This window comes from Schaalia cardiffensis (assembly GCF_016405145.1).
Taxonomy (GTDB): Bacteria; Actinomycetota; Actinomycetes; order Actinomycetales; family Actinomycetaceae; genus Pauljensenia; species Pauljensenia cardiffensis.
Map to the genome: position 1 here is coordinate 145,492 of NZ_JAEKIA010000005.1, position 26,486 is coordinate 171,977.

The following is a 26,486-nucleotide window of genomic DNA, read 5'->3' on the forward strand; positions in this document are numbered from 1 at the left end:
ACGCTGGAATAGCCTCACTATCACGACGCGCCTCGACACGCGGGATAATTCGGGAAGAAACGACAAAACAACTCCACAGGAGACACACGAACGCTCGACGTGTCATCAGCATCCTGAGAGACTGCAGGATTGACCATACCCATCATCCTGGACATCGCCGCCATCATTCCAAGCACTCGACGAATCACAGTTGACCTCCACTGGTGTCGCTGGACAGATCCATTCATCCATTCAACACCGATGAGGACATCCGCGACTATCGAGGAATGTCGATCTCTTCCCCGTAGTCTCTCCCCGCATCAGCCGAACGCGCAACGCCAGCTACGTCATGAGCAGGGCGAATACGCCACAACAACCCGGCCCCGGGCATGTAGTGACACAGTGGGGCCGGGGAGCATGCGCTCCCCGGCCCCATCTCAATCAGCGAGTGGCACCGCCTACACGAGGATCACTCCTCAGAAGCGGACTCCTCCTCGTCCTCGCGCTTACGACGCGTGCGAGTACGGGGGCGGCGCTCACGGCGCTCAGAACGATCACGGCGCTCACGACGCTCCGTGCGCTCCGTCGACTCAGGGCCCGCAGCCTCGGCAGCTGCGGCATCCTCGTCGAGGACGGCGTGCAGGCTGAGCTTGCCACGATCACCGATCTCAGCGATTTCCACCTCGACCTGCTGGCCGACCTGGAGGACATCCTCAACCGACTCAATGCGCTTGCCACCAACAAGACGACGCACCTGTGAAATGTGCAGGAGCCCATCCTTACCGGGGGTCAGTGACACGAAAGCACCGAAAGACGTGGTCTTGACGACCGTGCCGACGAAGCGCTCGCCGACCTCGGGCATCTGCGGGTTCGCGATCTGATTGATCATCTGACGAGCGGCCTCAGCGGACTGGCCAGAAGCAGAGGCGATGTACACCGTGCCATCGTCCTCGATCGTCACATCGGCGCCGGTATCCTCCTGGATCTGATTGATCATCTTGCCCTTCGGGCCGATGACTTCGCCGATCTTATCGACCGGGACCTGAACCGTGATGATGCGCGGCGCATTCGGGCTCATCTCATCGGGGCCATCAATCGCCCGGTTGATCAGATCAAGGATCGCAAGACGGGCATCGCGGGCCTGAGCAAGAGCGCCGCGAAGAACCTGCGAGTCGATGCCGTCAAGCTTCGTATCCAACTGAAGAGCCGTGATGAAGTCCTTCGTGCCCGCGACCTTGAAGTCCATATCACCGAAACCGTCCTCGGCACCGAGGATGTCAGTCAGGGTCACGGACTTCTGCACGCCATCGACCTCGCCGGTCATCAGACCCATGGCGATACCCGCGACAGGGGCGCGCAGCGGGACACCGGCCTGCAGGAGCGACAGGGTCGAAGCACACACGGACCCCATCGAGGACGAACCGTTCGAGCCCATCGTCTCGGAGACCTGGCGGATCGCGTAGGGGAACTCGTCGCGCGGCGGAATCACCGGGATGAGGGCACGCTCGGCGAGATCGCCGTGGCCGATCTCGCGACGCTTCGGAGCGCCGACGCGGCCCGTCTCGCCCGTCGAGAAGGGCGCGAAGTTGTACTGGTGCATGTAGCGCTTCGCCGTCACCGGGGACAGGTTGTCGAGCTGCTGCTCCATGCGGAGCATCGCAAGGGTCGTCACACCGAGGATCTGCGTCTCTCCACGCTGGAAGAGGGCCGAACCATGAACGCGCGGGAGGACCTCGACCTCGGCGGAAAGGGAACGGATCTGACGCGGGGTGCGCCCGTCCATGCGGATCTCCTCGCGGAGGGTGCGCTGACGGATCGTGTACTTCTCAAGAGAGCGGAAAGCGGCCTTGAGGTCCTTCTCCTGCTCCGGGTACTTCTCAGCGAGCCCCTCGAGCATCTCAGCCTTCACCGCGTCAACGGCCTCGTCGCGGGCGAGCTTGCCCTCCGTGAGAAGAGCCTTCGCGAGCTTGTCGCCCACGAACTCCTCAACGGCCTTGTACTGCTCATCCGTGTAGTCGATGAACAGCGGGAACTCGGCGGTCTCCTTCGAAGCGTGCTTCGCGACCTCGATCTGAGCCTCGCACAGCACCTTGATGAAGGGCTTGGCGGCCTCAAGACCATCGGCGACGACATCCTCGGTCGGAGCGGGGGCGCCGGCCTGGATGAGGTTCCACTGGTTCTTACCGCCACCAGCCTCGACCATCATGATCGCGACATCCTCGGAGCCGTCCTCAGCCTTGACGATGCGGCCCGCGACAACAATGTTGAACACGGAGCGCTCAAGCTCAGACCAACGCGGGAAAGCGACCCACTGGCCGTCAATGAGGGCGAGCCGAGTGCCGCCGATCGGGCCCGTGAAAGGCAGACCCGCGATCTGGGTGGACATCGACGCGGCATTGATCGCGAGGACGTCGTAGGCGTCGTCCGGGTGGACAGTCAAAACGGTTTCGACGACCTGAACCTCGTTGCGCAGGCCCTTGACGAAGCCCGGGCGCAGCGGACGGTCGATCAGGCGCGCGGCGAGAATCGCCTCAGTACCTGCGCGGCCTTCGCGGCGGAAGAAAGAACCGGGGATGCGGCCCGCAGCGTACGCGCGCTCTTCAACATCAACGGTGAGCGGGAAGAAGTCGAACTGGTCTTTCGGGGACTTGCCGACAGTGGTCGCGGAAAGGACCGTCGTCTCGTCGTCCAGGTAGGCGAGGGCGGACCCAGCGGCCTGCTTCGCGAGACGGCCGGTCTCGAAGCGCACTGTGCGCTTACCGAAGCTGCCGTTGTCGATGATCGCCTCAGCGGCGATGATGTCGGAGCCTTCCATCATGGTGGCGTTTCTCCTTGTTTCGGGGATATGAGACTCGCGCCCGGCTTCGGCCTTCGATCGAAGTCCACGGCATCAATCCGAACGACCCAATGTCGCGGAGGTCCGTGAACCACTGTCGAAAACCGTCGGTCGGTGCGCAGTGGAACGGGCAAGAGGCTTGGGGCCTCGGCGAGGCCTTTCGAGTGGCCTCAGGGTGAAGGGCTGGCGCTCATCCGGGAGAGTGATGCGCGTCCAGGAGAGTGGTGCGCATCAGGGAGACCCGTGTGGTCTTCCCGTTCTCTTCCGATTTTGCGGCAGCGTCCTCGATGATGGGGAGCGGCCCTCAGGAGTCGAATGAGACCTGCGGGCGCGCCCCTCGTGGTCGATTGCTTGCGCGCCCCGTTCGGATGCGCAAGCAAAACCGGCCCGGTCCTCAAGAAGAGGATCGGACCGGGACGGCTCAGCGGCGCAGGCCCAGACGCTCGACGAGGGAGCGGTAACGCTCAATGTCGATCGAGGCCAGGTAGCCGAGGAGGCGGCGACGACGACCGACGAGCAGCAGCAGGCCGCGGCGCGAGTGGTGGTCGTGCGTGTGGTACTTGAAGTGCTCGGTCAGGTCCTTGATGCGCTTTGTGAGGAGCGCGATCTGAACCTCGGGGGAGCCGGTGTCGCCCTCGTGGGTGGCGTATTCGGCGATGATCTGATCCTTGACGTCCTTGCTCAGGGGCACAGGCTTCTCCTTATGACTCGTTGCGCGGGGCGGGAGGGCTATTCCCTACCGCTGACAGTTCGCGGCCGATCTGACGGCCTTCCAAGGCTAGCACGGGCGAAGATACGCACTTTCACAGGAATGGGCTGATCCGCGAGCAAAAGGGTGTGCGATCGGGCACGTCGGAAGGGAGGGGGAAGAGGAGCGGGGGCGACTCGGGGCGTGGGCAGGGGCGGGCGCTCGGAGAAGCTGGTGCGGGAGGGGCGGGGCAGTTCGGGGCGTGGAGACACAGTGGGCGGGAGGAGCGGGCGCTCGGAGACGCTGGGGTGCGGGAAAGGCAAGGGGCACAAGTCGGACGACGCTCGCACCATGCCCCATGAGGGCCCGCGCCGTTCTGGGCTTTTCCCATTCGGCACGGCTAAATCTGGCTCTGAATGTCCGACTTGTGGCCAAGGGACCGCCGCGCAACCCAAGAGTGTCCCGCGAAACCGAAAACGAAGCGCTCGGTCTCAGGTGACGCACAGCCCTGGCGCCGCGCGGCCCCTCCGGCGCGCTGCGCACCCCCGGGTCAAGCTGTGCCGACGCGCGCCCACGCAAGTCTTGCGCCCCGCTGGCCTTGCCCGACTCTTGGGACGCGCTGGCTTCGGAGCTGCTGGCCTCGGGGCGCTCTGGCCCTGCACCCAAGGCGGTGCTCAGCAGGCGGTGACGTCTTCAGGATCAATTCTCGAGGCGACCCCCACCCCGAGGACATACGCCGATTGACGCAAGTCGTCATCCATCTGGGCGAGCAGATCTTCAAGCGAGTCGAAAGCCAGCATCGGCCGGATCCTCGACACAAAAACAACAGCGATCCTCTCACCGTACAAGTTGAGGTCCGAGCGGCCCAGAACATGAGCCTCGACCGTCCGATGGACACCATCGAACTGCGGGTTCGTCCCCACCGAGATCGCAGACGGCAAGAACTCTGCCGACTCCGTCCCCGGCACCTGGCGCACGACCCATCCGGCGTACACGCCGTCAGCGGGCACAACCCCCTCGATCTCCTCCTGGAGGTTCGCCGTCGGGAATCCGAGTTCGCGTCCTCGTTTGAAACCGTGCTCGACAGTACCGCGGATGCGATGGAGGTGGCCGAGGACTCGTGCGGCACCGGCGACATCGCCCTCGGCAAGAAGCTCCCTCACCCACGAAGACGACCAGCGCCTTCCCTCGGGCGCTTGAATATCAGTCACCATTGTGACGTCGAAGCCATATCGACGCCCCAGCTCACGCAGGGTGTCGATCGTCCCGAGGTTCGCGCGCCCAAAGTGGAAATCCTCTCCGACAACGACCTCGACCGCGCCGAGACGCTCCACGAGGAATTCGACGACGAACTCTTCTGGTTCGAGCATGTACACGCTCGCGTCATAGTGGACGACGAGAGTCGCATCGAGCCCCGATGCTGCCATTGCATCGAGGCGGTCGCGAAGCGGGAAGATGAGCTGCAAGCCTGCTTCCGGCGCGTGAACCTGGATGGGGTGCGGATCGAAAGTGATCGCAACGGCGTCGGTGCCGCGTTTGCGGGCGCGCTCCACGCACGAGGAGACGACGCGCCTGTGCCCATTGTGCATTCCGTCGAAGTTGCCGATCGTCACGACAGACCTCTCGCCTCCGGGCACATCGGACAGCGTTGACCAGATCTTCATCCTTCCCCTCCGAAAAATACGCAGATCGTCTTCAGGCGCGGCTTCGACGCGTCGATCAGTCCGAGGATTCTCCCCTTCGGATCAGCCGCAGCGAAGATGGTGGTGTCCCCATCGACGAGGACGGGGGCGGATTCTCCTCGAATGCGGGCGCCTATGCCTGCTCCATGATCGGGCATTGTGGAAGCGAGCGCATCTTTCGCTGACGTTCGAGGGCTAGACGGGTTGGGGGCTTCAAGGCTAGGAGAAGCGGGCGCTCCGGAGGTAGGCGGTACAGGGGCTCCTGAGGCAGGCTTAAGAGGAGGCGGCACAGCGACACCTGGGGCAGGCGCGGCGGGGGCTCCTGAGGCAGACGCAGCGGGCGCTCCGGAGGTAGGCGGTACAGGGGCTCCTGAGGCAGGCTTAAGAGGAGGCGGCACAGCGACACCTGGGGCAGGCGCGGCGGGGGCTCCTGAGGCAGACGCAGCGGGCGCTTCGCGGGCAGGCGCGGCGGGAGCACCTGAGACAGGCTTAAGAGGAGGCGGCACAGCGACACCTGGGGCAGGCGCGGCGGGAGCACCTGAGGCAGGCGAAGCGGGAGCTTCAGGGGTAGGTGAAGCAGCGCTTTCAAGGGAAGAAGGAAGAGTAGCTCCTGGGACAGGCGCAGCGGGCGCTTCGGGGGTAGGCGGTACAGAGGCTCTGTGAACGGGGGCGGCCCGCAGCAGGGCCTGAAGCTCCTTGGGGCCGCGCTTCGGGGGGTTGCCGTGAAGAAAACGCGCAGCTTCGGCCTCGTTCAAGGAAATGATCGGAAACATCGCCGTGACCGCTGCACCCAGCGGAATCAAGCCCGGAGCAGGTAAGGGCTCTTCTGAGTGAGAAGCGGATTTCAAAGCCCCTTCAGGTGTCGGCGCAGGCAGCGGCATCTTTGGATGAGACGCAGCACGCGAGCTCGCGGCCTCGTCCTCGAGCGAATCCACAGTGCGGCAGTCCTCAAGAGTGAAGGCTCCGACGCGGGTGCGTCGCAAACGCGTCAGATGCGCCCCGACGCCAAGCATCAAACCGAGATCTCTCGCAAGGGCCCGAATGTAGGTGCCGGAAGAACAATCGACGACCACATCCACATCAAGAACCTCGAGTGGGCCCGAGGGCGTGTCGAGGGTCGCCCGGCGCAGATCCGAACAGCGCTCAAAACGCGAAACCGTTACTCGATTCGCCTTGAGCTCAACCTCAACGCCCTCACGCACAAGCTCGTAGGCCCGTTTGCCGTCAATCTTCTTCGCCGACACCGAGGAAGGCACCTGATCGATCTCCCCGCGAAGACCCTCCATCGCCTTTTCGAGCTCATCGAGGGACAAGGAGGTACAGCCGAGGGCCTGAACAAGGGCGCCCTCGGCATCATCAGTGGAAGTCGTCAGGCCGAAACGGATCGTCGCCTCATAAGTCTTCGAATGCCCCGTAATGAAAGTCAACAGGCGAGTCGCCTTGCCCACGCCCACGACCAGAACGCCCGTCGCCATCGGATCCAAAGTGCCGCCGTGCCCGACTTTGCGGGTATGAGCCAGGCGCCGCACGCGAGACACGACATCATGGCTCGTCATACCCGAAGCTTTATCGATGACGAGGATCCCTGGAACCGAATGATCTGGACGCTTCGCCATCCTCAGAGCGCGTCCTCGTCCTCGTCCGTATCATCATGCCGGTAAGGGTCTGCATCGCCGGCATAGGCGGCTCCCTGAGCGTGGCGGGCGATCTGTTCGTCCTTGGCCTTCGCGGCCGCGAGCGCACCCTCGATCGCGGCGACCGAGTCGGGCAAAGCATCAAGAATGAACTCGATCGTCGGAGTCAGGCGGATCCCGAGGGCTTTGCCGACCTCGGAACGGATGATGCCTTTCGCCGACTCGAAAGCACGAGCCGTCGCTTTGCGGTCCTCATCGTCACCGAGGACCGTGTAGAAGATCGAGGCGTGCTGTAGGTCGCCGGTCACGCGCACATCCGTGATCGTCACGAAACCCAGTCGCGGATCCTTGATCCTCCGTCCAAGCAGACGCGCGACCGTCTGCTGGATACGATCCTGCACCTTGCGTTGGCGGGCTTCGTCTGCCATGAGTCCTCCTGAAAGTCGTGGGTCGTCTGGCCATGCGTCTGCTCTGGCCGAGCCTGTCCGAAGTGCGGCGTCCACTCGAACTCGCGCAACGCGGAGTCCACTCGAAGCTGTGCGCAAGCTCGCGGGCGCGCAGACTAGGTGCTGCCTTTTCACGACTCCGCACGCCAGCGTAGCGGCATGCGGATTCGTGGCGAAGCCTCGCACGGCTTGTTGAGCCAGACGAAGTTGAGAAACGACCCGTATTCCGGTCTCCCATGGTACGGGGTTCTGCACGATCAAGAGCTCCATGCCCACGTGGGAGCTGGGATTGACAGGCCGATCATGGCTGCGGCGGCTCCGAACTCAACCATGCCCAGGTGGGAGCTGGGATTGATGTTGGCGCTGACGACGCCGCCAACCGCTAGGGCGCCATGCCCAGGGGGGTGCTGGGAAATCGTCGAGGGCACGATCCTCGGCGGTAAGAGCTCAACCATGCCCAGGTGGGAGCTGGGATTGACAGGAGAAGCGGGGCTGGTATGGAGAAACGCTGTGCGGGCTTCTCGCGGGGCACAAGTCGGACCCGCAGAGGCACAAGTCGGACCGCAAGTCGAGCTGGGGGCGCATAAGCCAGAGTTCCCCTTCGTCATTTTCCTTTTGATCAGCACAAACCCGCTCGCCCTCGTCAAGTTTCCAAGGCGAGCGTCCGACTTGTGGCCAAACGCCCATTTGCAGCCAAGGGCGCATTTGCAACCGAGAAGCCGCGTAGAGCCCAAAGCAGGCTTGTGGCCGAGCGCCCGCTACAAGTCTGCCCAGCTGTATCCAAGAAGCCCCATCGAGCCTGCACCGCCCCCACTATCCCCAGCTCAATCCCGCCCTATTCCCGGTCCACAGGACCCCTTTGACGAACTCGCTCAGATTCCCACAGGGAGAGAAGCTGCACGCATGTCCGCAACGCCGAGCATCACCCAGGTCCAAAGGCGAGTGCACTTCACCGGGCGCCGCCACAAGCACTGCCGTCTGAACGCCGACACCATCAAGATCGCGCGCGGAGTCCACCTCGAGTCGGAGTTCCTGCGCGGCCTCGAAACCCCCTGGGCGCAACGACGAGCGGTGGAGATCGCCCGGGTGTTCGCAGTTAGTCACCTTCGCCGGGCAAGCACCGCCGTCGGGCGTTCCGCTTTGCTCCTCCACGGGCTTGACCTGCCCGAGCCTCTCTCCGCCGAAAACGCTGCGAGGATCTCCTTTACCGGCGGCCGGGGCACTTCACGAGGAGCCCTCATTCTTCCGGCAGTTGTTCTCGATGGAATCATCATCTCCCCTCGGCTCCCAGTCACCTTCGTTGGTTCGACCCATGTAAGGACTCACTCGGTGAGGGTGCACGGCATCCTCGCACAGGACCTGAATGCTGCAGCAATCAGCACCGCACTTCTGAGCCCGCCACGGATCGCGTTCATACTCGTCAGTCAGGCTTATCGCACGATTCTCGATATCTTCGAGGGCGAAAGGCCCGCGCCAATGGCAAGTGACCGTGTTCGCCGTCAATCCCTCGCAGCTTTGCATGAGCTCCCCAGAGGCCGAGGATGGGAGCGGGCTTCGAGGATCCTCGCTTGGGCCGACCCGGCCTGTGAATCCCCCGCTGAGGCCTGGCTCTTATGGAATCTGCTGAGGGCCGGTGTTCGCGGAGTTCACACCCAGATGCATGTGTGCGAGGCGGGACAACACTTTTTCGTAGATATGGCACTGCCTGAGCTGCGCCTCGCGATCGAATTCGATGGCCGGGGCAAGTATGGGGCATCCGTGCAGCAGATCCACAGGACGATCGAGGCGGAGCGACGACGAGAGCGACTCCTCGTCGCCTCGGGTTGGACTGTGATTCGCTTCGATTGGGCGGATCTTCAGGATCCTGAAGGCTTAGCCGCCGAGCTTGTTCGCATCATCGAGGCTCGGCGTCTGGCTTTGGGGATAAGCGAATGACGGGACTCGTTTGCGGGCAGCTCGACGCCGGGGTGGTGTTTAGGGCACGCCGAGCGTCAAGGCGTATTAGGGCCCTACTCAGCGCCGGGCTCTGAACATAAGCCACGACGGGGGTAGCTCGCGTGGCAGGTTTATGACGGGGTGGCGTTTGGGGAAGCTTGACGCCGGGAGTGATGTTTGGGGCACGCCGAGCGTCATGGCGCATGAGGGGACTGCGCGTACTGGAGTGTATTTCGTCCCGGCTGAGTACGGGGCTGCGTGGCCTGCCTGGCACAAGTCGGACAGCGCGCATGGAAGAGAGGGCACAAGTCGGACAATGCGTTTGAAGGCGGGAGCACAAGTCGGACAAAGGGCCAAGGTAGAAGCACACAAGCCGAACCAGACATCGATTAATTCCCCTCTGATCAGCGCAAACCGTTTCAGCAGCATTGAGTTTCCAAGGATATGATCCGACTTGTGGACCGGGGATAAGAAAAGGTCCAGGAGAAGGTCCGACTTGTGGACCGGGGATAAGAAAAGGCCCAGGAGAAGATCCGACTTGTGGACCGGGGGTAAGAAAAGGGGTCCGGGTTGACGTTACAGCGTCAACTCGGACCCCTCCTGCGCTCCTACGCGCACGCGTAGCGCGCGAGCAGGATCATCCTGGAAGGAACAGGACCTTCCCTAGAATCAGTCGCGAGGCTTCTCACGCATCGCCCAGGTCTCAATGAGGTCACCCTCGGTGATGTCCTTGAAGCCGAGCGTGATACCGCACTCGTAGCCTTCGCGGACCTCAGTGACATCATCCTTTTCACGACGCAGAGACTGGATCTCGAGGTTGTCGGCGACGACGACACCATCGCGGACCAGGCGCGCCTTCGTGCCGCGCTTGATCGTGCCGGAGCGGACGATCGAGCCCGCGATATTGCCGAACTTGCCGGAACGGAAGACCTGACGGATCTCCGCGGTGCCGAGAGATACCTCCTCGTAGATCGGCTTGAGCATGCCCTTGAGGGCAGCCTCAATATCCTCGATCGCCGAGTAGATGACGTTGTAGTACTTGATCTCAACACCCTCGGCGTCCGCGAGTTCCACGACTCGTTCAGCCGGGCGAACGTTGAAGCCGATGATGACCGCGTTATCGACTGTGGCGAGGTTGACGTCATTCTGCGTGATCGCGCCGACGCCACGGTGGATGATGCGGAGCTGGACTTCCTCGCCCACATCAATGCCGAGCAGCGAATCCTCGAGCGCTTCGACAGCACCGGAAACGTCGCCCTTGATGATGAGGTTGAGGGTGTCGACCTCGCCTTCCTTGAGGACCTTGTCGAAGTCCTCGAGGGAGACGCGCTTGCGGCGCTTGGCGAGCATGGCCTGCCGCTCTGCGGCTTCGCGCTTATCGGCGATCTGGCGTGCGGTGCGCTCGTCGGTGGCGACGAGGAAAGAATCACCCGCACGGGGAATCGACGCGAGGCCGAGAACAGCGACCGGGCGTGAGGGCCCGGCCTCGGCAACATCCGCCCCGGTGTCATCGAACATCGCTCGGACGCGGCCATGGGCGGAACCCACGACAATGGCGTCCCCGATGCGCAAGGTGCCGCGCTCAACGAGCATGGTCGCAACCGCACCACGCCCCTTGTCAAGGTTCGCTTCGATCGCGACACCACGAGCCGCAGTATCCGGGTTCGCCTCGAGGGTAAGCGCCGCATCCGCAGTCAAGAGGACCGCTTCAAGGAGCTCACGGATACCGGTGCGTTCCTTCGCCGAAATGTCGACGAACATGACATCGCCGCCGTAATCCTCAGCAACGAGTCCATATTCGGTTAGCTGACCACGGATCTTATCCGGGGAGGCGCCTTCCTTATCGACCTTGTTGACCGCGACCACGATCGGCACGTTCGCGGCCTGAGCGTGGTTGATCGCCTCAACGGTCTGGGGCATCACGCCGTCATCGGCAGCGACCACGAGGATCGCAATGTCGGTGACCTGCGCGCCACGGGCGCGCATCGCGGTGAAGGCCTCGTGGCCGGGGGTATCGATGAAGGTGATCGGACGAGTCTTGCCTTCATGCTCGACGTTCACCTGGTAGGCGCCGATGTGCTGGGTGATGCCGCCGTGCTCGGTGTCGACGACATCCGTATGACGAATCGCGTCGAGGAGCTTGGTCTTGCCGTGGTCGACGTGGCCCATGACCGTGACGACCGGCGGACGCGGCTGCATGTGCTCGGCATCGTCGAGTTCTTCCGCCTCGAGGTCAATGTCGAAGGACTCGAGGAGTTCACGGTCCTCATCCTCGGGGGAGACGACCTTGACGTCGTAGCCGAGTTCAGCGCCGAGAGCCTCGAAGGTGTCCTGGTCGAGCGACTGGGTCGCTGTCGCCATTTCACCGAGGTGGAAGAGGACGGTCACTAGTGCTGCGGGATTGACGTCGATCTTCTCCGCGAAGTCGGCGAGGGACGCGCCCTGGCGGATACGAACGACCTGCCCGTTGCCGCGGGGGATTGAAACGCCACCGATGACGGGAGCGTTCTGCTGCTCGAACTCTTGACGTTTCGCGCGTTTGGACTTGCGGCCACGCTGATTGCGACCGCCACCGCGTCCGAAAGCACCCGGCGTGGCGCCGCGTCCTCCGCGGCCGCCTCCACGTGCGGGGCCGAAACCGCCGCCTGCGGGTGCACCGGCGCCTCCTCCGGCTCCGGGGCGAGTACCGCGACCGCGACCTCCAGCGCCGCCGCGCGTGGGACGATCATTCGCACCAGTCGCAGCGTTACGGGCGAAGTTCGCCTGGCCGGGCATCATTCCCGGGTTCGGGCGGTTGCCACCTGAGCGTCCGCCCGGGCGGGGTGCGCCACCGGGACGAGGACCGCCGGTGCCACCGGGACGGGGAGCACCGCCACGTGCGGGACGCTCATTGCCACCCTGACCGGGACGGGGGCCGCCTTGACGCGGGCCAGGGCGCGGACCACCGGTGCCACCGGGACGGGGCATTCCCTGACTGGATGCGTAGGGGTTATTGCCCGGGCGCGGGCCAGCGGGACGCGGACCAGGGCGGGGGCCCGCCGGACGCGGAGCTCCAGGACGCGGTGCCGCAGGAGCGCCGTCACGACCGGTGGTCTTCGCCTTGGGAGCGGGAGCTTTGGGGCTCGCAGCAGGCTTGGGCGCAGCGCCAGGCTTCGGAGCTGCAGCGGGCTTAGGCGCAGCGCCAGGCTTCGGAGCCGCACCAGGCTTGGGCGCTGCGGAAGCCGCACCGGGCTTGGGCGCTGCGGGAGTCGCACCGGGCTTGGGAGCGGAAGAAAAGGCCGGTCCCGTTGAAACGGCGGCACGAGGATCGGCGGGCACGGGCGCGCTCGCAGGGGTCTTCGCCTTGGTGGAAGGCTGAGTGCTCTTATCCCCGGGTTTGGCCGCTGAGCCTTTCGGGGCGCTCGGCTTCTTCGAAGCCGAGGTCTTCGCTGCGGGGGTTTGTTCCTCCCCTGTTCCCTTCGAGCTGTAGTGCTCACGAACGGAACGCACGACTGGCGGCTCGAGGGCCGAAGATGATGCCTTGACGAACTCTCCGTGATCCTTGAGGTACGTCAAAAGTTCCTTGCTGGTGATTCCGAGCTCTTTCGCAAGCTCGTGGACACGCAACTTTGCCACTGTTCTCCTGTCCGGAAGCGCCTCCGGACGGAGACGCGTTACTTGTATTGCTGGCAGCTCATCGCTGGGTACTCATCGGGTGCCCATCAGCTTCCAACCCGCTTCCATTACTCGAGTTCAGGCGTCGGCGACGCCTTGGATGACACGACCTGCTCGCACTGAGTCCACAACTCTTCGGAGACAACCTCCTCGAGGCGGAGCGCGCGCGCGAGGGCCCGACGTTTACGGGCCTTGTCGACGCAGCGAAGATCCGGGTGGATCCACGCGCCCCGACCGGGTCGCTGAGCTTCGGGGTCGAATGATACGACCCCGTGGTACACCGCGAATCGGAGCAGTTCCGAACGCGGTGAACGCTTCCCACAGCCAACGCAGGTACGAACGGGTGCAGGGCCCGGGAGGGCTTCACTCTCGTTCAGCGCAGACTGCGACACCCCTTCAGCTTAGTCGAGCCCTTCTCAATCCTGAGGATCGGAGTATGAGCGACTGGTCACGTCATCAGGCATCGAGGAGTGCGAGGCCACGCCCTCGTCGCCGGTTTCCGTGTCGGAGTGAATGTCGATGTGGAAGTCGGTGAGTCTGGCTGCGAGGCGGGCGTTCTGCCCTTCCTTACCGATCGCGAGGGAGAGCTGGAAGTCGGGAACGATCGCGGTTGCCGTGCGATTGTCAATCGAGTGGACGACGACGCGCGAGACTCGGGCCGGCGAGAGGGCGTTGGCGACGAAACGGCCAGGATCCGCCGACCAGTCGACGATGTCGATCTTCTCGCCGTTGAGCTCCGTCATGACGGCGCGCACTCGCGACCCCATCGGACCAATGCATGCGCCCTTGGCGTTCACACCTTCGCGCGTCGCGGCGACGGCGATCTTCGTACGATGACCTGCTTCACGCGCGATCGCTTTGATCTTCACGAGGCCCTGCTGAATCTCGGGGACTTCCCGTTCGAAAAGCCCAGCGACGAGGCCGGGGTGGGTGCGTGAAAGCGTGATGCGGGCACCCTTTTCCGTGCGCTCGACATTGACGACGAAAGCTCGGATGCGGTCGCCGTGACGGTAGGCCTCACCGGGAGCCTTCTCAGAATCAGGCAGAACCGCTTCGAAGTCGTCGCCGACCTTGATGATCGTGATGCGCCCATCGCGGGACTGGTCGACGATACCAGTGACAACTTGGCCCTTCTGGTTCGCGAAACCGCCGAGGACCTTCTGATCGTCAGCGTCACGCAGGCGCTGCATGATGACAGAGCGGGCAGTCGACTGGGCGATGCGCCCGAAGTTCTTCGGAGTGTCGTCGAATTCGCCGATCTCGTTGCCGTCCTCGTCCTCGTCCATCGCCATGACGGTGACGCGACCGGTCTTCTGGTCGATCTCAATGCGGGCTTTGGAAACTGCGCCGGGAATGTTGTGGTACGCCTTGAGGAGGGCCTCTTCGATCGCTTCCACGAGGCGGCCGAGGGAAACTCCCTTCTCCTGCTCGACCATGCGCAATGCGGTCATGTCGATTTCCATGCGTCTCATTCCTCCGAACCGAATTCGACGCGAGCCCGCGCCTTCTTCATCTGTGCGTACTCGATCCTAACGGTCTGAGCGTCCACGTCGAGCACTGCACCCTTGTCATCGGCGGATGTCACACGACCGCATAGGCGAGAGCCGTCGCGCAGCTTCACGCTCGCGAGGCGCCCGATCTGCTTGACCCAGTGACGAGGCTCAAGGAGTTCACGTTCTGCACCGGGGGTCGACACTTCCAGGTAGTACTCGCTGTCAATCGGGTCGGCCTTATCAACGAGGGGCGAAACGGCCCGCGAAACCTGCGCGAGCAACTCGGAATCGAGCCCCTGGCCCGTTTCGGGGCTCTCAACGATGACTCGCACGATTTTCATTCCCGATTCTTTGACGCTCAAGACGGCGTCGAGTTCGAGTCCGAATCCTTCAACGAGGGGGCGGAGCTCCTTCTCGAGTGCCTCGAAGTGTTGGGGTTGGGCCACAAATCCTCCTGTGTGTCCGACACGGCAAGGGGTTCCTATTCTACCCGGGGGTCAACATGCGATGATGCCCAGGTGACGATCTTCGGATTCTTCTCGCGACGCCCCGGCTCCTTCGGCTCTCCGAAGGGCCTACCAGCGTCCTTTGAACACGCGCTTGCGAGTGAACATGCGCATTCTTCAAGGACAGCGTCTTCGTCCAGGAAAGGACGCAGGCTCGCAGTTCTCGGCGCCACGGCGGGTACTCTTGCTCTCTTGTTGTCGTCTTGCGCTTCGGGCGTGCGTTTCGATTCGAGGGGCGCATCCCTTCCTGAACTCACCGAAGTGGATACCCTCCGTGAGACCGCGGCCCGCACGGAGGCCGCCGCTTGGGCCCGTGCTTCCTCCTTGGCCGAGGACGCGAGCTCGTGCCCCGAATGCGCCCAGGCCCTTTCCCTTGTCGCAGCGAACTCCCAAGCTCGTTTGGACGCTCTTGGCGGAGTGTGGTCCCCCTGGGGTGATCACACTCCTGAGGGGGCCGAAGAGGTTCCCCCTATCGCGGATGCGCCTGTGACGGTCGAAGAACTCGTCTCCTGGCTCGCTTCAACGGCCCGCAGGGATTTGGCTGCGGCGGCGGATCCGACTCTTATGGAGTCGGATAACTCCCGCGCCCTCGCTTCGGTCGCTCTGGGGCGCTACCGTTCTGCACTCGACTTGGCGGGCGCTTTCAATGTGAGTCTTGATTCTGAGGCTGCTGCGGTGACGGAGTTCAATGCTCGTCTGCACTCTTTCATCTCAAGTCAGACAATGGATCTTCTCAGCGGCTGGGGCTTGGATCCTCAAGCTCTGAATGCCTCGTCCATTCTTCCTGATGCTGATCTTTCTGCGGCGCAGAGCCTGGCAGAATCGACTGAGTTGGCTGAGGCCGTGGCCTCCTGGGATTGCACGGCCCAGTCCCTTCCGAAGGCGCAGCTTGTGGAGTTCTCCATTGATGATGCCGAGTTGCGCTCTCATGAACTCTTCTCCCGTGTCGATCACTACCTTTCAGCCGGTGCGAATGATCACAGGACCACCCGCTGTACTCTCGATTCGCTCGACGCGGCTTCGCTTGCGAATGGGCTTCTCCTAGCGGATCTGCATCTGCTCTCCTCCGATGACCAGACGATACGACTGATCGGCTTGCATGAGGCCCTTGAGGACCTGAGTTCGTGGTCCTTCCTCAACGAGTACGGGACCAGCCCCGCCCTGATCGGCGCGAGCGCCTGAGCTTGAGCTCGCGCGCGCTCGCAGGTGTCGAGTGCACCCGTAGAATCTTCCTATGCCGAATCTGATTCCCACCGAAGTCTCAGTTCTTCTTCCCGAGGGCGATCGGCGCGCCCCTGCGGAGCAGCTTGAGTCGGGCGAGTGGATCATCGCGGGGAGGCACGCGATCATCCTCGCCAACAAGGAGTCGGTCCTCGATTCGGGAATGTGGTACGAAATCGCGACCGCGAAGTGGAGTGCCGAGGACCGTGTTCTTTCAGTCGAGTGGATGGATCCAGCGCGCACACCCATCCGCGTGGAAACGGTTTCACAGGATCCGCGGGTGTTCATGCGGATCCTCTCCGAGCGTGTGAATCATTCGATCGTCGTCCACAAGTCCACACAGGTCTCTAATGGCACGACGATCACCGTGTGGATTCGACGTCGCGAGGACGATCAGCTCTTCTCCGTGCTCGCTGCCTTCGGGCCGCTTGATGAGGCCTGTGAGCGTGAAGCCGCTCATTTTGAACAGCAGCTGCGCGAAGGTGTCGGCTTGGACTGAGCCGAGCCGAACCGAGCAAGAGACTCGTCCCCCGCGTCCGGCAAGGAAGCCCGCCCATGGCAGGAGGAATCGGCAGGGAAGCGAACTCACGGCAGAAATATGGGCAAGGAAGCCAGCCCGGGGCAAGAGGAAGACGAAGGAGGCGAGGCCTGAGTCGGCCAGGAGGTCTTAGTCAGCAAGCTCGGGCAGGGGCGTCCTGACGAAGGGGTTTGTGGAAAAGCCCTCTTCGAGGATCTTCTTGCACCATTCGCGCGCAGTGAACAGCGAGTGGTCCCGGTAGTTTCCGCAGGAGGTGATATCCGTTCCCGGAACGTCTTGCCAATTCACGCTCGTCGCGATCGCTTCGAGTGAGGAGACGAGCGCTCGGGTCACAGTCTCTACACCGGGGGTTCCCCAGGTGATGAGGTGGAATCCAGTGCGGCAGCCGAAGGGTGAGCAGTCGATGACGCCTTCCATGCGGTCGCGCAGCAAGGAGGCGAGGAGATGCTCGATGGTGTGCAGGCCCCCGGTCGGGATGGCGTTCTCATTGGGTTGAACGAGGCGCAGGTCGAAGTTTGAGATCTCATCGCCCTTCGGCCCTGTTTCAACGCAGATGAGGCGCACATAGGGCGCGAGGACGGCCGTGTGATCGAGCGTGAAACTCTCAACTTCTGCCATAGGGGGTTCTCCTTCTTCGCTCGGTGGGACCGCGAGTGGACACGCTTCAGATTAGTGGATCGCTTCGACGAGGGCGGATGCCAAGTCCTCTGGGCGCCTGGCGTTCGGCGCGATGCCTTGGCGAAGTTCTTATCAGATGCGAGGCCTGCTTTTTATCCATCAAGAAAAACACGATGGTGTGTGAAGAAGCGTCGGCGCTCCTTCTCGCACTCGTGCGCCTCCTCGCGCACACCGGAGAGCGCCGAAACAGCAGACGCGAGGGGGAAGAACTGGCGTGTTCCTCCTCGCGCACCGGAAAGCGCGGCTGAAGGTCACCTGTGATAGCGGTGCGGTTCATGTTCCTCCTCGCGCACACCGGAGAGCGCAGTAGTCTTCGACTCCCGCCCCTCCAACTCGCCCCTGTCGAAGAATCGCCCACGCTCAGACCCGAAGCCCCTCAAAGCCTTCGTTTCGCGCCCCTCTCCCCTACTCGGAAAGCGTTTCAGTTCCTCTCAGTAAAGGTCTGCCGCCGGTTCTCCAAGCGCATGAGTTCACGGAAGGCCTGCGCATACTGGGGGTCGTCCTCGTCCATGCGTTGAAGACGCCCGCGCGCCTCCCCCAGTTTTCGAGTGAGATCCGTTCGGACGAGCGCTGCGACCACTCCCCTGCAATAGGAACGCATTTCCTCCTCGCGGTCCTGTGGAAGAGGCGCGACCGCGAGCTCAGTGACGGCGGCGCCGACGAGCTCGCCAGCAGCATCGCGTACCTGGTCGACGAAGCGACGGCTCGCAGCCTCCGTCGCACGCTCGCCGACGCCGAAATACTCCTCCGCGGAATGCAAAAGCTTCGCGAAGGCATCAAGGCCACCGCACGCGCGAATCGCATCATGCACCGCCCGGTGCGTGGGAACGAAGAATGAATCCCCTTCAAGGTCTTCGAAACCAGAACCGATGACGAAGACCGGGTGCTGCAAAACAACCTCGAGCGTCTGGCGTTCAAGGCGGGTGATCGGGTCCTCGGGACCGCGCCTGCGCGGCACCGGAGAAGGGATCCCGGCTCCGGCCATATCGGATGCCTCGCCATAGCGGGGCTCAGGCGCCGGACGAGCAGCATGGCGAACCGCATCCGCCACACTGCGCATGTCCATGCCGAGCCAACCGGCGAGGGAACGCGTGTATTCCATGCGCAAAGCACGATCACGAATACTCGCAACGATCGGCGCGGAGGCGGACAGGGCACGGACCCTGCCCTCAGCAGTGCGCAAATCGACTTGACGGATCACGGAACGAATGACGAACTCGAAAAGCGGAGTGCGGGATCGGACAAGCTCAATGACCCCCTTGTCGCCGCGCGCCATTCGCACCTCGCAGGGGTCCATGCCCTCGCGGTCGACGGCGACAAAAGTTTGGGAAGCAAAGTTCTGATCCTCGTGGAAGGCCCGCAATGCGGCCTTTTGCCCCGCCGCGTCACCGTCGAAGGTGAAGATCACTTCCGAGCCCCGGGCCCGCCCATTCGATAGGAGCACCCCCGCAGCAGGATCTGCGGCATCACCCAAGAGGCGGCGCACGATCTTCACGTGCTCAGAGCCGAAAGCCGTGCCGCAGGTCGCAACAGCGCAAGGCTCGCCGGCGACGTGGGCGGCCATGACATCCGTGTACCCTTCGACAATCACGATGCGATGTTCTTTCGCGATTGCCTTCTTCGCGAGGTCAAGCCCATAAAGGAGTTGTGACTTTTTGTAGATCGGCGTCTCGGGGGTGTTGAGATACTTCGGTGATTGCGGGTCCTCGTTGAGGCGGCGGGCGCCAAAACCGACGGTCGCCCCTGTGATGTCTCGGATCGGCCACATGAGGCGCCCTCGGAAACGGTCGTACAGACCACGATTTCCGCGCGAGGCAAGGCCTGCGATCTCGAGTTCCTTATCCGTGAAGCCCTTCGAACGCAGGTGGCGGGTGAGAGCATCCCAGGAGTCGGGCGAATATCCGACGCCGAAGTGAGTGCACATCGCCTGGTTGAATCCGCGTTTCGCGAGGAATTGCCTGCCCGCAGCACCCTCGGCCGAGGCGAGCTGACGCTGGTAGAACTCTTCAGCGACCCGATGCGCTTCAAGGAGGCGCTGACGTTTCCCGGGTTCTTCACTGCGAACTTGTGTGCCGCCCTCTTCGTAGTGGAGCGTGATGCCCGCACGCTGGGCGAGGAACTCCACGGCCTCTGTGAAGGACAAGTGGTCGATCTTCTGGACGAATGAGATGACGTCCCCGCCCTCGCCGCAACCGAAGCAGTGCCACATCCCCAGGTGAGGGCGGACGTGGAAGCTGGGAGTGCGTTCATCGTGGAAGGGACATAGTCCTTTGAGGGACCCCACTCCTGCGGGGCGCAGGGCGACGTGCTCGCCGACGATCTCATCGATCCGAGCGGCTTCGCGCACGAGGGCGATGTCCTCTTTACGAATCAGACCGGCCATGCGCACAGTCTAGCGATGCCCAGCAGGAGGGGCGCCGGGTAGGCTCGCCCGCTCAACAGGCGATGAGCCTCAGCGATGTCCAGGCGGAGACGTCGGGACGGGTGATGCCCTCCGAGATCACGACGCCCAGCCAGGCCCCATGAACCCCCAGCCAAACCCCATGAACGCCCCAGGCCCCGTGAACCCCCAGCCAGGCCACGTGAACGCCCAGCACGGCCCCATGAGCAAGAGGAGCGGCAGGACATGAGAAAACGGCCAGGCACGATACTGCACTCATGAATCATCGCCTCGCGTGCCGGACACGACAGCACATTCTGGCACGCTCTGTGCCCGTGAATTGTGTCGAGGCTCTTCACAGTTGGCTCGACAGCATCCCGCACAGGCGCGCATGCCATTTCGAGGCCGAAGAATCCGTCAGGGAAGCGACCTGATCAATGACCGCCCGCACACGCCCCTCCTCATTCGAGGATTGACGCCACTGGGTTGCGAACACGGGCTCAAGGGCGTTCGGCCCGACCTCCACCAATGCGTCGACAAGATCAGCGAGGAGGGTTCTCTGCTGATAGTAAACAGGCTCAGTTTCGCGTGGACTCATCACGAAATGGACCGCCAGCCCCTTGAGGACTTGGATCTCCGCTCGAGTCGAGGGCGGAACGACAAGATCCGCACGGTAACGGCCAAGAGGGCCTGGACCGAACTCCACACGCGTCGCTGACACGGCTGCGGAGCAAAAACGTCCGATGAGTTCACTGGTGAGGTCTTTGAGACGAGCGAGATCGGCGTAGGAGCCGTCGAAAGAGCCCATCCACTCGCCCAAGTGCACGAGTCGCTCGATCGCTGATTCAAGGTCGGCGCGAGCGACGCCGGGACCGTACCAGTCGAGAGTCGAGGCGATGACCCGTTCAAGGACCTCATCATCGCGCAGGCTGTGCACATCGCATTTTCCCGTCGCCACGGCATCTTCAACATCGTGCACGCTGTAAGCGATGTCATCGGACAGATCCATGATCTGGGCCTCGAGGCACCGCCGCCCGAAAGGAGCACCTTCACGCATCCATTCGAAAACCTCACGGTCGTCCTCGTACACCGAGTATTTGCGCAAAGACTTGTCCGGGTCGGGCCCCTCCCCCCTCGCCCAGGGATACTTGCAGATCGCGTCGAGAGTGGCGCGCGTGAGGTTGAGGCCAGCGGGCTCCCCATCCTCGTCAATGACTTTCGGTTCAAGACGCGACACGAGACGCAAGGTTTGGGCGTTGCCTTCGAATCCTCCGCAGTCGGCGGCGAGATCGTCGAGGACGCGCTCACCGTTATGACCGAAGGGAGGGTGGCCGAGGTCGTGGCTGAGGCAGGCCGCGTCCACGACATCCGGGTTGGCGCCGAGTTCCTTGCCGAGTTCGCGGCCCACCTGGGCGACTTCGAGAGAGTGGGTGAGGCGGGTGCGCACGAAGTCATCGCTTGCCGGGCCGAGGACCTGCGTTTTCTCCCCGAGTCTGCGCAACCCTGAAGAGTGCAGGATACGTGCGCGATCACGCTCGAAGGCCGTGCGCATCGCAGACTTCGCGGACTCTGCGACGCGCCTGGACTGATCGGCCTGCGAATAGACGGGGACGAGGCCTGCGTCCGAGGGATTACCTTGCAGTCGAGCGCTCACGGCCACAGTCTAGCCGCCGCTCTACATCCTCGCCCTCAAGGGGTTTGGAAGCTGTGGAGTGCCTCCAACCTGCGCACAGCTCGCAAAGCGCTGTGGGGAGCGCTGCAGGAACGCAGCAGGGTGGCTGTAGCGCGTACAGACAGGAGTTCGAGGGCGCTGCGGGAGGGGTGCGCACAACGCAATCAAAGCTCGCGGGATTCCTTAGAGGATTCTCATCGCTAGAAGTGGTCATCGTGCGGCTCATCGGGTTCACTGGAAAGGAGCAACAAAGGAAAGGACCGAGCACATGGGACTGTCAGAACGTCGACTCGCCGCGGCCCTCGTCGCTCTGTCCCTCGTCGCCATCGTCGTCGCCTGGTGGCTCGCATCCGCGCTCACTGTTGTCTCCGAGGAAGTCGTCTCCCCCGGAATCGTCATGTCCGAATCCGGGGGCGCCCAATCAGCACAATCGGGGACATCGCAATCTGGCGTTCCCATCGCACAACACCCCAGTGGGGAAAGCGAACAACCGCCCTCACCTCCCACCAACGGAAATGTTGCGCCCGTTGAAACCCCGACTCCGCCCCCTCCCCCGACGAGCTCGACCCCGGCACCAACCCCGATCGTCCCGGCCCCGCCCATCGACCTCGATGACGACGACTATGACGATGACATCGACGACGTGGATGACGACCGAGACGACGACTAAAGCAGCCTGTAGCCCATTCCCCTCACCGTTTCGAAACGCTCTTTGCCAAGTTTCGAACGCAAATAGGACATGTACACATCCACGACATTGGACCCGGGGTCGAAGTCCATTCCCCACACCGCGGAGAGGAGCTGCTCGCGGCTGAGCACCTGGCGGGGGTTGCGCAAGAACATCTCGGCGAGTGTGAACTCCCTGGCCGATAAGTCGACGACGCGCCCATCGACCGTGATCTGCCTCGTCCGATAGTCGAGGCTGAGATTGCCGTAGGACAGTGTGGTCGCAGCGGTGCTCGACTGAGAGGCTGAGGCAGAATCCCTCAAGCGCAGGCGGATCCTCGCCAGGAGTTCCTCATAAGAGAAGGGCTTGGCCATGTAGTCGTCTGCACCGTTTTCCAAACCGGCGACGCGGTCCACGACCGATGAGCGCGCCGTCAGCATGATGATCGGTGTCGCAACCCCCTGTCCGCGCAGCTCCTCAAGCACATCGAAGCCGTCGATATCGGGAAGCCCGACGTCGAGGATGATGAGGTCGAAGTCGCCTATCAGTCCGAATTGGATCGCCTCGCTGCCCGAGGCTGTGATCGTCGGGGTGAATCCCGCCGCTTTCAGCCCCTTTGCGATGAAGGAGGCGATTCGTTCCTCGTCCTCGACGATCAGAATCGTGCTCATGTCTCACTCTCCTCGGTCGTGGTGCGAAGCGGCAGGCGCAGGGAGAACACGGACCCGTGTCCGCGTCGTGAAGATATCCCCAGTCTCCCCGAGTGGGCTTCGGCGATTGAGTTCACGATACTCAGTCCCAGACCGGAGCCAGGGGCCATTCGCTCTGCCTCCTGGGTACGTGAGAATCGCTGCCTCACCCGTTCCAGATCCTCGGCAGCGACGCCGATTCCCTCATCTTGCACCCACAGGACGAGCTCATCGCCTTCAATGCGTGATCCGAGGGCGATGCGCGACCCTTCGGTGGAGTATTTGACGGCGTTGTCCACGAGTTGGAGCCACGCCTGAGTGATCCTGTCCGCATCGAGGACGGCGTCGATATCTGCGACTTCGCCGAGCTGCCAGGTTCGTTCCCCGAGGAAGCGGACCTTTTCGAAGACGCGGTCGCTGAGCTCGGCGACCGCAACGGGCGCGGGCCGGAGGAAGTCGCTCTGGCGCATCTGCGCGAGCAGCAAAATGTCCTCGATGAGCAGTCCCATCCGCTGGGTCTCCTCGAGGAGGAGCCTCCTCGTGGCCGCAATATCTTCGGGGTCACTCGGATCGAGCACTTCGAGGTGTCCTCGCAGGATCGTCACTGGTGTGCGCAACTCATGGCCGACATCATCGAGGAGGCGCAGCTGGTTCTTGTGAGAGGTTTCGACCCGGTCAAGCATGCGGTTGAAGGAGCGCGCGAGGAGTGCAAGATCGTCCCCTCCGCGAACCTCCACTCTTGATGTGAGATCGTTTTCGCCAATGGACTCAGCGGCTCGTGTGAGTTCTTCAATGGGGCGCAGGAGGTGGCGCACGGCGAAGTATGCGACCGCCGCGACGAGACAGAGCGTGCCTGAGCCGACGATGATGGAGGTCCCCAAGATGGAGCTCAGGCTGCGGGTGCGACTGCGGATGTCGATGACGCGAATGAGCGTGGCGGCATCGCTTCCGCTGCGCACGGGCGCGACGAGGACCCGGTAATCGCCCATGCCAGTTGACACTGTCGTGATGACACTGGACTCGCCTCCGACCCTCGCGTGGATGGCGGCCATGAGGGCGTTATCGTTCTCGGGTCGCAGCTCCACATCGGCGGGGGCAATCCACCGCAGTTGCGTCCCCTGGTACGCGACATACGATTCACCGGTGGACAGAACCGTGCGTTCAAGGTAGCTCTGCACCACCCGCTCCGCACTCGTGAAGCCTTTGCCCGTCAGTGGATCGATTCCCGTGTTGGACAAGAGTCGCACTTCGTCTTCGACGTGCCCAAGATCCTGGGTCATCGCAGAATAGACGTGGCGGTAGTGGAGCACAGCAACGAGGGTCTGCGTGACCGTCAGCGTTGCGAGGGCAACGAGCATGATCGCGGCGAGGATTCGGACTCGGATCGTCGTATGTCTGAGTCTCATGCCCCTATTGTGTCGACTCGTGAGCTCTGATGTGACGGCTCTGTCCGAGTGATCTCATGCTCGACTGCTCCAAAATCCTCGTCTCGAGCACGCGCCGCTCGCTCTGCCTCGAGCACAGGCGCTCAGATCTCTTCGAGCGAAGCCCCTTTCGTCTCTTTCGCAAAGAGGTAGAGGATTCCACCGACGAAGAGCAGAGCTGCGAAGAGGATGAAGGCCGGGAACACCGCGCGAAGCGTGACCTCCTGTTGGACGGCGCTGCCGCCGATCGTGGCCCTCATAATGAGCGGGCCGATGATCTTCGCGCTCGCGCCGATGCCGTAGCCCAAGCCGAGGCCGGTGCCGCGCGCCTCCTTGGGGAATTGCTCGCCGCCGAAGGCGTTGAGGATCCCGAAGGCACCATCGCCGAATGTCATTGCGATGAGGATGCCCGCGAAGAAGATCATCCACGAGCCAGACTCCCCGTCCTTGCGGAGAAGGCGACGATGAGCGCCCCGATGGCGTCGATAACGGTTCCGAGCCCCGAGCAGGCGAGGATGATGCCTGTTTGGATGCCGGAGAGGTTCCAGGGTTTGGTCAGCAAAGAGACGACGAAGCCGATGAGGAACATGTCGAAGAACTCGGAGATGTTCAAAACGATGACGAGGCCGATGAGGCTCTTGTGGTGTCCGCTCAGCGGACGCGAGTCGATCTGTTCGAGGGCGCTTGGCCTTAGCTCATGAATCGTCATTGTCCCCGGTTCTCGGTTGTGCGGTGGGTCCAGTGATCCGTAGGGCTCTCTTGGCCCTTTGGTTCTCTCAGCCGTGTGTCCTCCGCTTTTCGACTGGGTTTTCCTCTTCGGCTGGCTTCCTATTTCAGCGGCCACTCGCTTTGTCGACTGGGTTCTCCTCCTCGGTGGTCTTCCCCTTCTCAGCGGCCCCTCACTCTATCGACTGCCTTCTCCTCCTCGAGTGTCCTCCGCTTCTCAGCGGCCACTCGCTTTGTCGACTGTCTTCTCTTCCTCGTCGCTCTTCCTCTTCTCGACTGTCCTCCCCTTCTCCACGAGGTCGAGGCCCTTCCTCGTCTCTTCGACGGTGAACTGGCCGGGGGCCGAGGAGGCGGCGACAGAAGCGAAAGTGGCTGCTGAGAAGAGGGTGGCACCTGCGATCCGCGTGATCGCTCCCGTTTCTCCCATGCCGATGCCGATGATGGGACGGCGGTGCTCGCGGTGGGCGCTGATCTGGGCGGCGAGGACGCGCAGGGCATCCTCGGGGGTGGTGACGCGGCACGCGACTTTGAGGACATCGGCGCCCGCTTCGGCCATCTGCGCGTAAAGGGCAGCGAGGGTGTCATCGGGCGGAGTCTCGTTGAAATCGTGGAAGGAGGCGATAACTGCGGCTCCGGCCTGGTGGGCACGAAGGATGAGGGCGCAAGACTCGGTCCTGGCGATCTCCACGTCGACCGCGTCCGCGAGGCCTGCAAGCAGCGCCACGAGTTCGGCGTACTCGCTTGCGCTCAGTTCTGCCGCACCGCCCTCGACTGTTGTGCGGATCGTCGCGAGGACGGGGAGGGGAGCCTGTGAGACCGCCTCTTCCCAGGCCTCTTCGATCGCAGCGCGCCTGTTGGAAGCGGGCTCGAGTGCGGCGAGGAGCGGGTCGACTCTCCATTCGACGAGGTCGGCCGCTTGACTGGCCACAGCTTCGATTTCGGCGCTGAGGAGTGCGGGAGTCGTTCCCATGAGGGGCGTGATGATGCGGCTCGGCCCGCCGAGCACGACAGCGGGACGAGGCGAGGAGCCGCGTCCGATCCTCACCTCGATCTGCTCGGAATCCGAACGCACGGCGCTATTCACCCCTGCCCCGGTCGGGAGAACGCTATTCGCCTCTGCCGCGGCTAGGAATGCACTGTTCTTGCCTGCTCCAGGCGAGAAGGTGCCGCGCTCAGATTCAGCCCGAGGGGCAGCGCCCTCGCCTACCCCGGTCGGGAGGAGGCTATTCACGCCTGCCCCGGCTGGAAAGAGGTCGTGCTCGCCTCCCCCAGGTGGGAACGCACTGTGCTGAGGATTATGGGGATCCACGTCTCTTATCCTCCGTTCGCGCCGTCTTCGGCAAGGTGAAGGTTCGCTCGCTCTGCCTCGGTGAGGAAGGGCGAGTCGAGCCATCCTTCGGGAAGATGCGGGGTCTTCTCCCCGCCTGCGCGCCCTCGCGGCCCCAGCGCGGCCTTCGGGAACTCCTGGTCGAGGTCGAAGCCGTGAAGGAGATCGTGAAGCTCCTCGAGGGTCGACACCATGGACAGGGCGTGGCGGGTGGGCCCGCCGACAGCGAAACCTCGTAGATACCAGCCGAGGTGCTTACGCATTTCACGCATCGCACGAGCCTCATCCCCCTGGTCTTCGACGACCCACCT

21 protein-coding genes and 2 pseudogenes are annotated in these 26,486 nt (G+C 63.2%); 4 read left to right on the forward strand and 19 right to left on the reverse strand.

Going from position 1 to position 26,486, the window contains the following annotated elements; all coding sequences use genetic code 11:
- Positions 1-448: 448 nt before the first annotated feature.
- The 6 genes and pseudogenes from JFX23_RS04495 to JFX23_RS04520 form a co-directional block, all read right to left on the reverse strand.
- Positions 449-2,797, reverse strand: coding sequence for a polyribonucleotide nucleotidyltransferase (locus tag JFX23_RS04495; protein WP_198775901.1), 2,349 nt, complete (start codon positions 2,795-2,797; stop codon positions 449-451).
- A 439-nt stretch (positions 2,798-3,236) separates the two neighbouring features.
- On the reverse strand, positions 3,237-3,506 hold the full coding sequence (gene rpsO / locus JFX23_RS04500) for a 30S ribosomal protein S15 (protein ID WP_005961796.1): 270 nt from the start codon (positions 3,504-3,506) through the stop codon (positions 3,237-3,239).
- A 671-nt stretch (positions 3,507-4,177) separates the two neighbouring features.
- Positions 4,178-5,167 carry a bifunctional riboflavin kinase/FAD synthetase gene (locus tag JFX23_RS04505; protein ID WP_198775902.1) on the reverse strand — a complete coding sequence of 330 codons (990 nt, stop codon included), beginning with the start codon at positions 5,165-5,167 and terminating at the stop codon, positions 4,178-4,180.
- Between the two features lie 973 nt (positions 5,168-6,140).
- Positions 6,141-6,801, reverse strand: a pseudogene (truB, locus tag JFX23_RS09680) (tRNA pseudouridine(55) synthase TruB); the annotation flags it as partial.
- Positions 6,802-6,803: 2 nt separating this feature from the next.
- Positions 6,804-7,247 (reverse strand): 30S ribosome-binding factor RbfA, encoded by a 444-nt coding sequence (rbfA, locus tag JFX23_RS04515; protein ID WP_198775904.1) that lies wholly within the window; start codon positions 7,245-7,247, stop codon positions 6,804-6,806.
- Positions 7,248-7,522: 275 nt separating this feature from the next.
- Positions 7,523-7,693, reverse strand: coding sequence for a hypothetical protein (locus JFX23_RS04520; RefSeq protein WP_198775905.1), 171 nt, complete (start codon positions 7,691-7,693; stop codon positions 7,523-7,525).
- Between the two features lie 475 nt (positions 7,694-8,168).
- Here JFX23_RS04520 and JFX23_RS04525 point away from each other — a divergent pair, with 475 nt between their 5' ends.
- Positions 8,169-9,200 (forward strand): endonuclease domain-containing protein, encoded by a 1,032-nt coding sequence (locus JFX23_RS04525; RefSeq protein ID WP_198775906.1) that lies wholly within the window; start codon positions 8,169-8,171, stop codon positions 9,198-9,200.
- Positions 9,201-9,869: 669 nt separating this feature from the next.
- On the opposite strand, the gene infB is transcribed toward JFX23_RS04525, so the two are convergent.
- From infB to JFX23_RS04545, 4 genes are all read right to left on the reverse strand, one after another.
- The gene (gene infB, locus JFX23_RS04530) at positions 9,870-12,815 is read right to left on the reverse strand and encodes a translation initiation factor IF-2 (RefSeq protein WP_198775907.1); all 2,946 of its coding nucleotides are present in this window, start codon (positions 12,813-12,815) and stop codon (positions 9,870-9,872) included.
- A gap of 107 nt (positions 12,816-12,922) precedes the next feature.
- Positions 12,923-13,246 (reverse strand): YlxR family protein, encoded by a 324-nt coding sequence (locus tag JFX23_RS04535; RefSeq protein WP_332874673.1) that lies wholly within the window; start codon positions 13,244-13,246, stop codon positions 12,923-12,925.
- Between the two features lie 24 nt (positions 13,247-13,270).
- Complete coding sequence (nusA, locus tag JFX23_RS04540; RefSeq protein WP_040313491.1) at positions 13,271-14,317, reverse strand: transcription termination factor NusA; 1,047 nt, start codon at positions 14,315-14,317, stop codon at positions 13,271-13,273.
- Positions 14,318-14,322: 5 nt separating this feature from the next.
- Entirely contained in the window at positions 14,323-14,793 is a 471-nt protein-coding gene (locus JFX23_RS04545; protein WP_198775908.1) for a ribosome maturation factor RimP, read from the reverse strand.
- A gap of 72 nt (positions 14,794-14,865) precedes the next feature.
- Here JFX23_RS04545 and JFX23_RS04550 point away from each other — a divergent pair, with 72 nt between their 5' ends.
- Positions 14,866-16,035, forward strand: a complete 1,170-nt coding sequence (locus JFX23_RS04550) for a hypothetical protein (protein ID WP_198775909.1) — start codon at positions 14,866-14,868, stop codon at positions 16,033-16,035.
- Between the two features lie 52 nt (positions 16,036-16,087).
- Positions 16,088-16,573, forward strand: coding sequence for a hypothetical protein (locus JFX23_RS04555; protein ID WP_005961816.1), 486 nt, complete (start codon positions 16,088-16,090; stop codon positions 16,571-16,573).
- Between the two features lie 168 nt (positions 16,574-16,741).
- Here JFX23_RS04555 and JFX23_RS04560 read toward each other — a convergent pair whose 3' ends face one another.
- The 3 genes from JFX23_RS04560 to JFX23_RS04570 form a co-directional block, all read right to left on the reverse strand.
- Positions 16,742-17,230 carry an S-ribosylhomocysteine lyase gene (locus JFX23_RS04560; protein WP_005961818.1) on the reverse strand — a complete coding sequence of 163 codons (489 nt, stop codon included), beginning with the start codon at positions 17,228-17,230 and terminating at the stop codon, positions 16,742-16,744.
- A gap of 481 nt (positions 17,231-17,711) precedes the next feature.
- Positions 17,712-19,673 (reverse strand): DNA primase, encoded by a 1,962-nt coding sequence (gene dnaG, locus JFX23_RS04565; protein WP_198775910.1) that lies wholly within the window; start codon positions 19,671-19,673, stop codon positions 17,712-17,714.
- A 352-nt stretch (positions 19,674-20,025) separates the two neighbouring features.
- Complete coding sequence (locus tag JFX23_RS04570; protein ID WP_198775911.1) at positions 20,026-21,330, reverse strand: deoxyguanosinetriphosphate triphosphohydrolase; 1,305 nt, start codon at positions 21,328-21,330, stop codon at positions 20,026-20,028.
- Between the two features lie 280 nt (positions 21,331-21,610).
- Between JFX23_RS04570 and JFX23_RS04575 the strand changes: the two genes are divergently transcribed.
- Positions 21,611-22,012, forward strand: coding sequence for a hypothetical protein (locus JFX23_RS04575; protein ID WP_198775912.1), 402 nt, complete (start codon positions 21,611-21,613; stop codon positions 22,010-22,012).
- Here JFX23_RS04575 and JFX23_RS04580 read toward each other — a convergent pair.
- From JFX23_RS04580 to JFX23_RS04600, 6 genes and pseudogenes are all read right to left on the reverse strand, one after another.
- Complete coding sequence (locus JFX23_RS04580) at positions 22,009-22,680, reverse strand: response regulator transcription factor (protein ID WP_198775913.1); 672 nt, start codon at positions 22,678-22,680, stop codon at positions 22,009-22,011. The two genes, JFX23_RS04575 and JFX23_RS04580, sit on opposite strands and share 4 nt — an antisense overlap.
- Positions 22,677-24,104 carry a sensor histidine kinase gene (locus JFX23_RS04585; RefSeq protein WP_198775914.1) on the reverse strand — a complete coding sequence of 476 codons (1,428 nt, stop codon included), beginning with the start codon at positions 24,102-24,104 and terminating at the stop codon, positions 22,677-22,679. Before JFX23_RS04585 ends, JFX23_RS04580 begins: the two co-directional genes overlap by 4 nt.
- 122 nt (positions 24,105-24,226) lie before the next feature.
- The gene (locus JFX23_RS04590) at positions 24,227-24,547 is read right to left on the reverse strand and encodes a hypothetical protein (RefSeq protein WP_332874674.1); all 321 of its coding nucleotides are present in this window, start codon (positions 24,545-24,547) and stop codon (positions 24,227-24,229) included.
- Positions 24,544-24,831: a hypothetical protein gene (locus JFX23_RS09595; RefSeq protein WP_332874675.1), complete on the reverse strand. Its 288-nt coding sequence runs from the start codon at positions 24,829-24,831 to the stop codon at positions 24,544-24,546. Before JFX23_RS09595 ends, JFX23_RS04590 begins: the two co-directional genes overlap by 4 nt.
- Positions 24,832-25,065: 234 nt before the next feature.
- Entirely contained in the window at positions 25,066-25,920 is an 855-nt protein-coding gene (gene aroD / locus JFX23_RS09500) for a type I 3-dehydroquinate dehydratase (protein WP_332874676.1), read from the reverse strand.
- 242 nt (positions 25,921-26,162) lie between these two features.
- A pseudogene (locus JFX23_RS04600) lies at positions 26,163-26,486 on the reverse strand (tRNA dihydrouridine synthase DusB); the annotation flags it as partial.

What these genes read in the sequence shown, in the direction of transcription:
- JFX23_RS04495 (WP_198775901.1), bottom strand. Translation starts at nt 2,797, where the DNA reads ATGATGGAAGGCTCCGACATCATCGCCGCTGAGGCGATCATCGACAAC.
- JFX23_RS04505 (WP_198775902.1), bottom strand. Translation starts at nt 5,167, where the DNA reads ATGAAGATCTGGTCAACGCTGTCCGATGTGCCCGGAGGCGAGAGGTCT.
- rbfA (WP_198775904.1), bottom strand. Translation starts at nt 7,247, where the DNA reads ATGGCAGACGAAGCCCGCCAACGCAAGGTGCAGGATCGTATCCAGCAG.
- JFX23_RS04525 (WP_198775906.1), top strand. Translation starts at nt 8,169, where the DNA reads ATGTCCGCAACGCCGAGCATCACCCAGGTCCAAAGGCGAGTGCACTTC.
- nusA (WP_040313491.1), bottom strand. Translation starts at nt 14,317, where the DNA reads ATGGAAATCGACATGACCGCATTGCGCATGGTCGAGCAGGAGAAGGGA.
- JFX23_RS04555 (WP_005961816.1), top strand. Translation starts at nt 16,088, where the DNA reads ATGCCGAATCTGATTCCCACCGAAGTCTCAGTTCTTCTTCCCGAGGGC.
- JFX23_RS04560 (WP_005961818.1), bottom strand. Translation starts at nt 17,230, where the DNA reads ATGGCAGAAGTTGAGAGTTTCACGCTCGATCACACGGCCGTCCTCGCG.
- dnaG (WP_198775910.1), bottom strand. Translation starts at nt 19,673, where the DNA reads ATGGCCGGTCTGATTCGTAAAGAGGACATCGCCCTCGTGCGCGAAGCC.
- JFX23_RS04575 (WP_198775912.1), top strand. Translation starts at nt 21,611, where the DNA reads ATGGGACTGTCAGAACGTCGACTCGCCGCGGCCCTCGTCGCTCTGTCC.
- JFX23_RS04580 (WP_198775913.1), bottom strand. Translation starts at nt 22,680, where the DNA reads ATGAGCACGATTCTGATCGTCGAGGACGAGGAACGAATCGCCTCCTTC.
- JFX23_RS04585 (WP_198775914.1), bottom strand. Translation starts at nt 24,104, where the DNA reads ATGAGACTCAGACATACGACGATCCGAGTCCGAATCCTCGCCGCGATC.
- JFX23_RS04590 (WP_332874674.1), bottom strand. Translation starts at nt 24,547, where the DNA reads ATGATCTTCTTCGCGGGCATCCTCATCGCAATGACATTCGGCGATGGT.
- JFX23_RS09595 (WP_332874675.1), bottom strand. Translation starts at nt 24,831, where the DNA reads ATGACGATTCATGAGCTAAGGCCAAGCGCCCTCGAACAGATCGACTCG.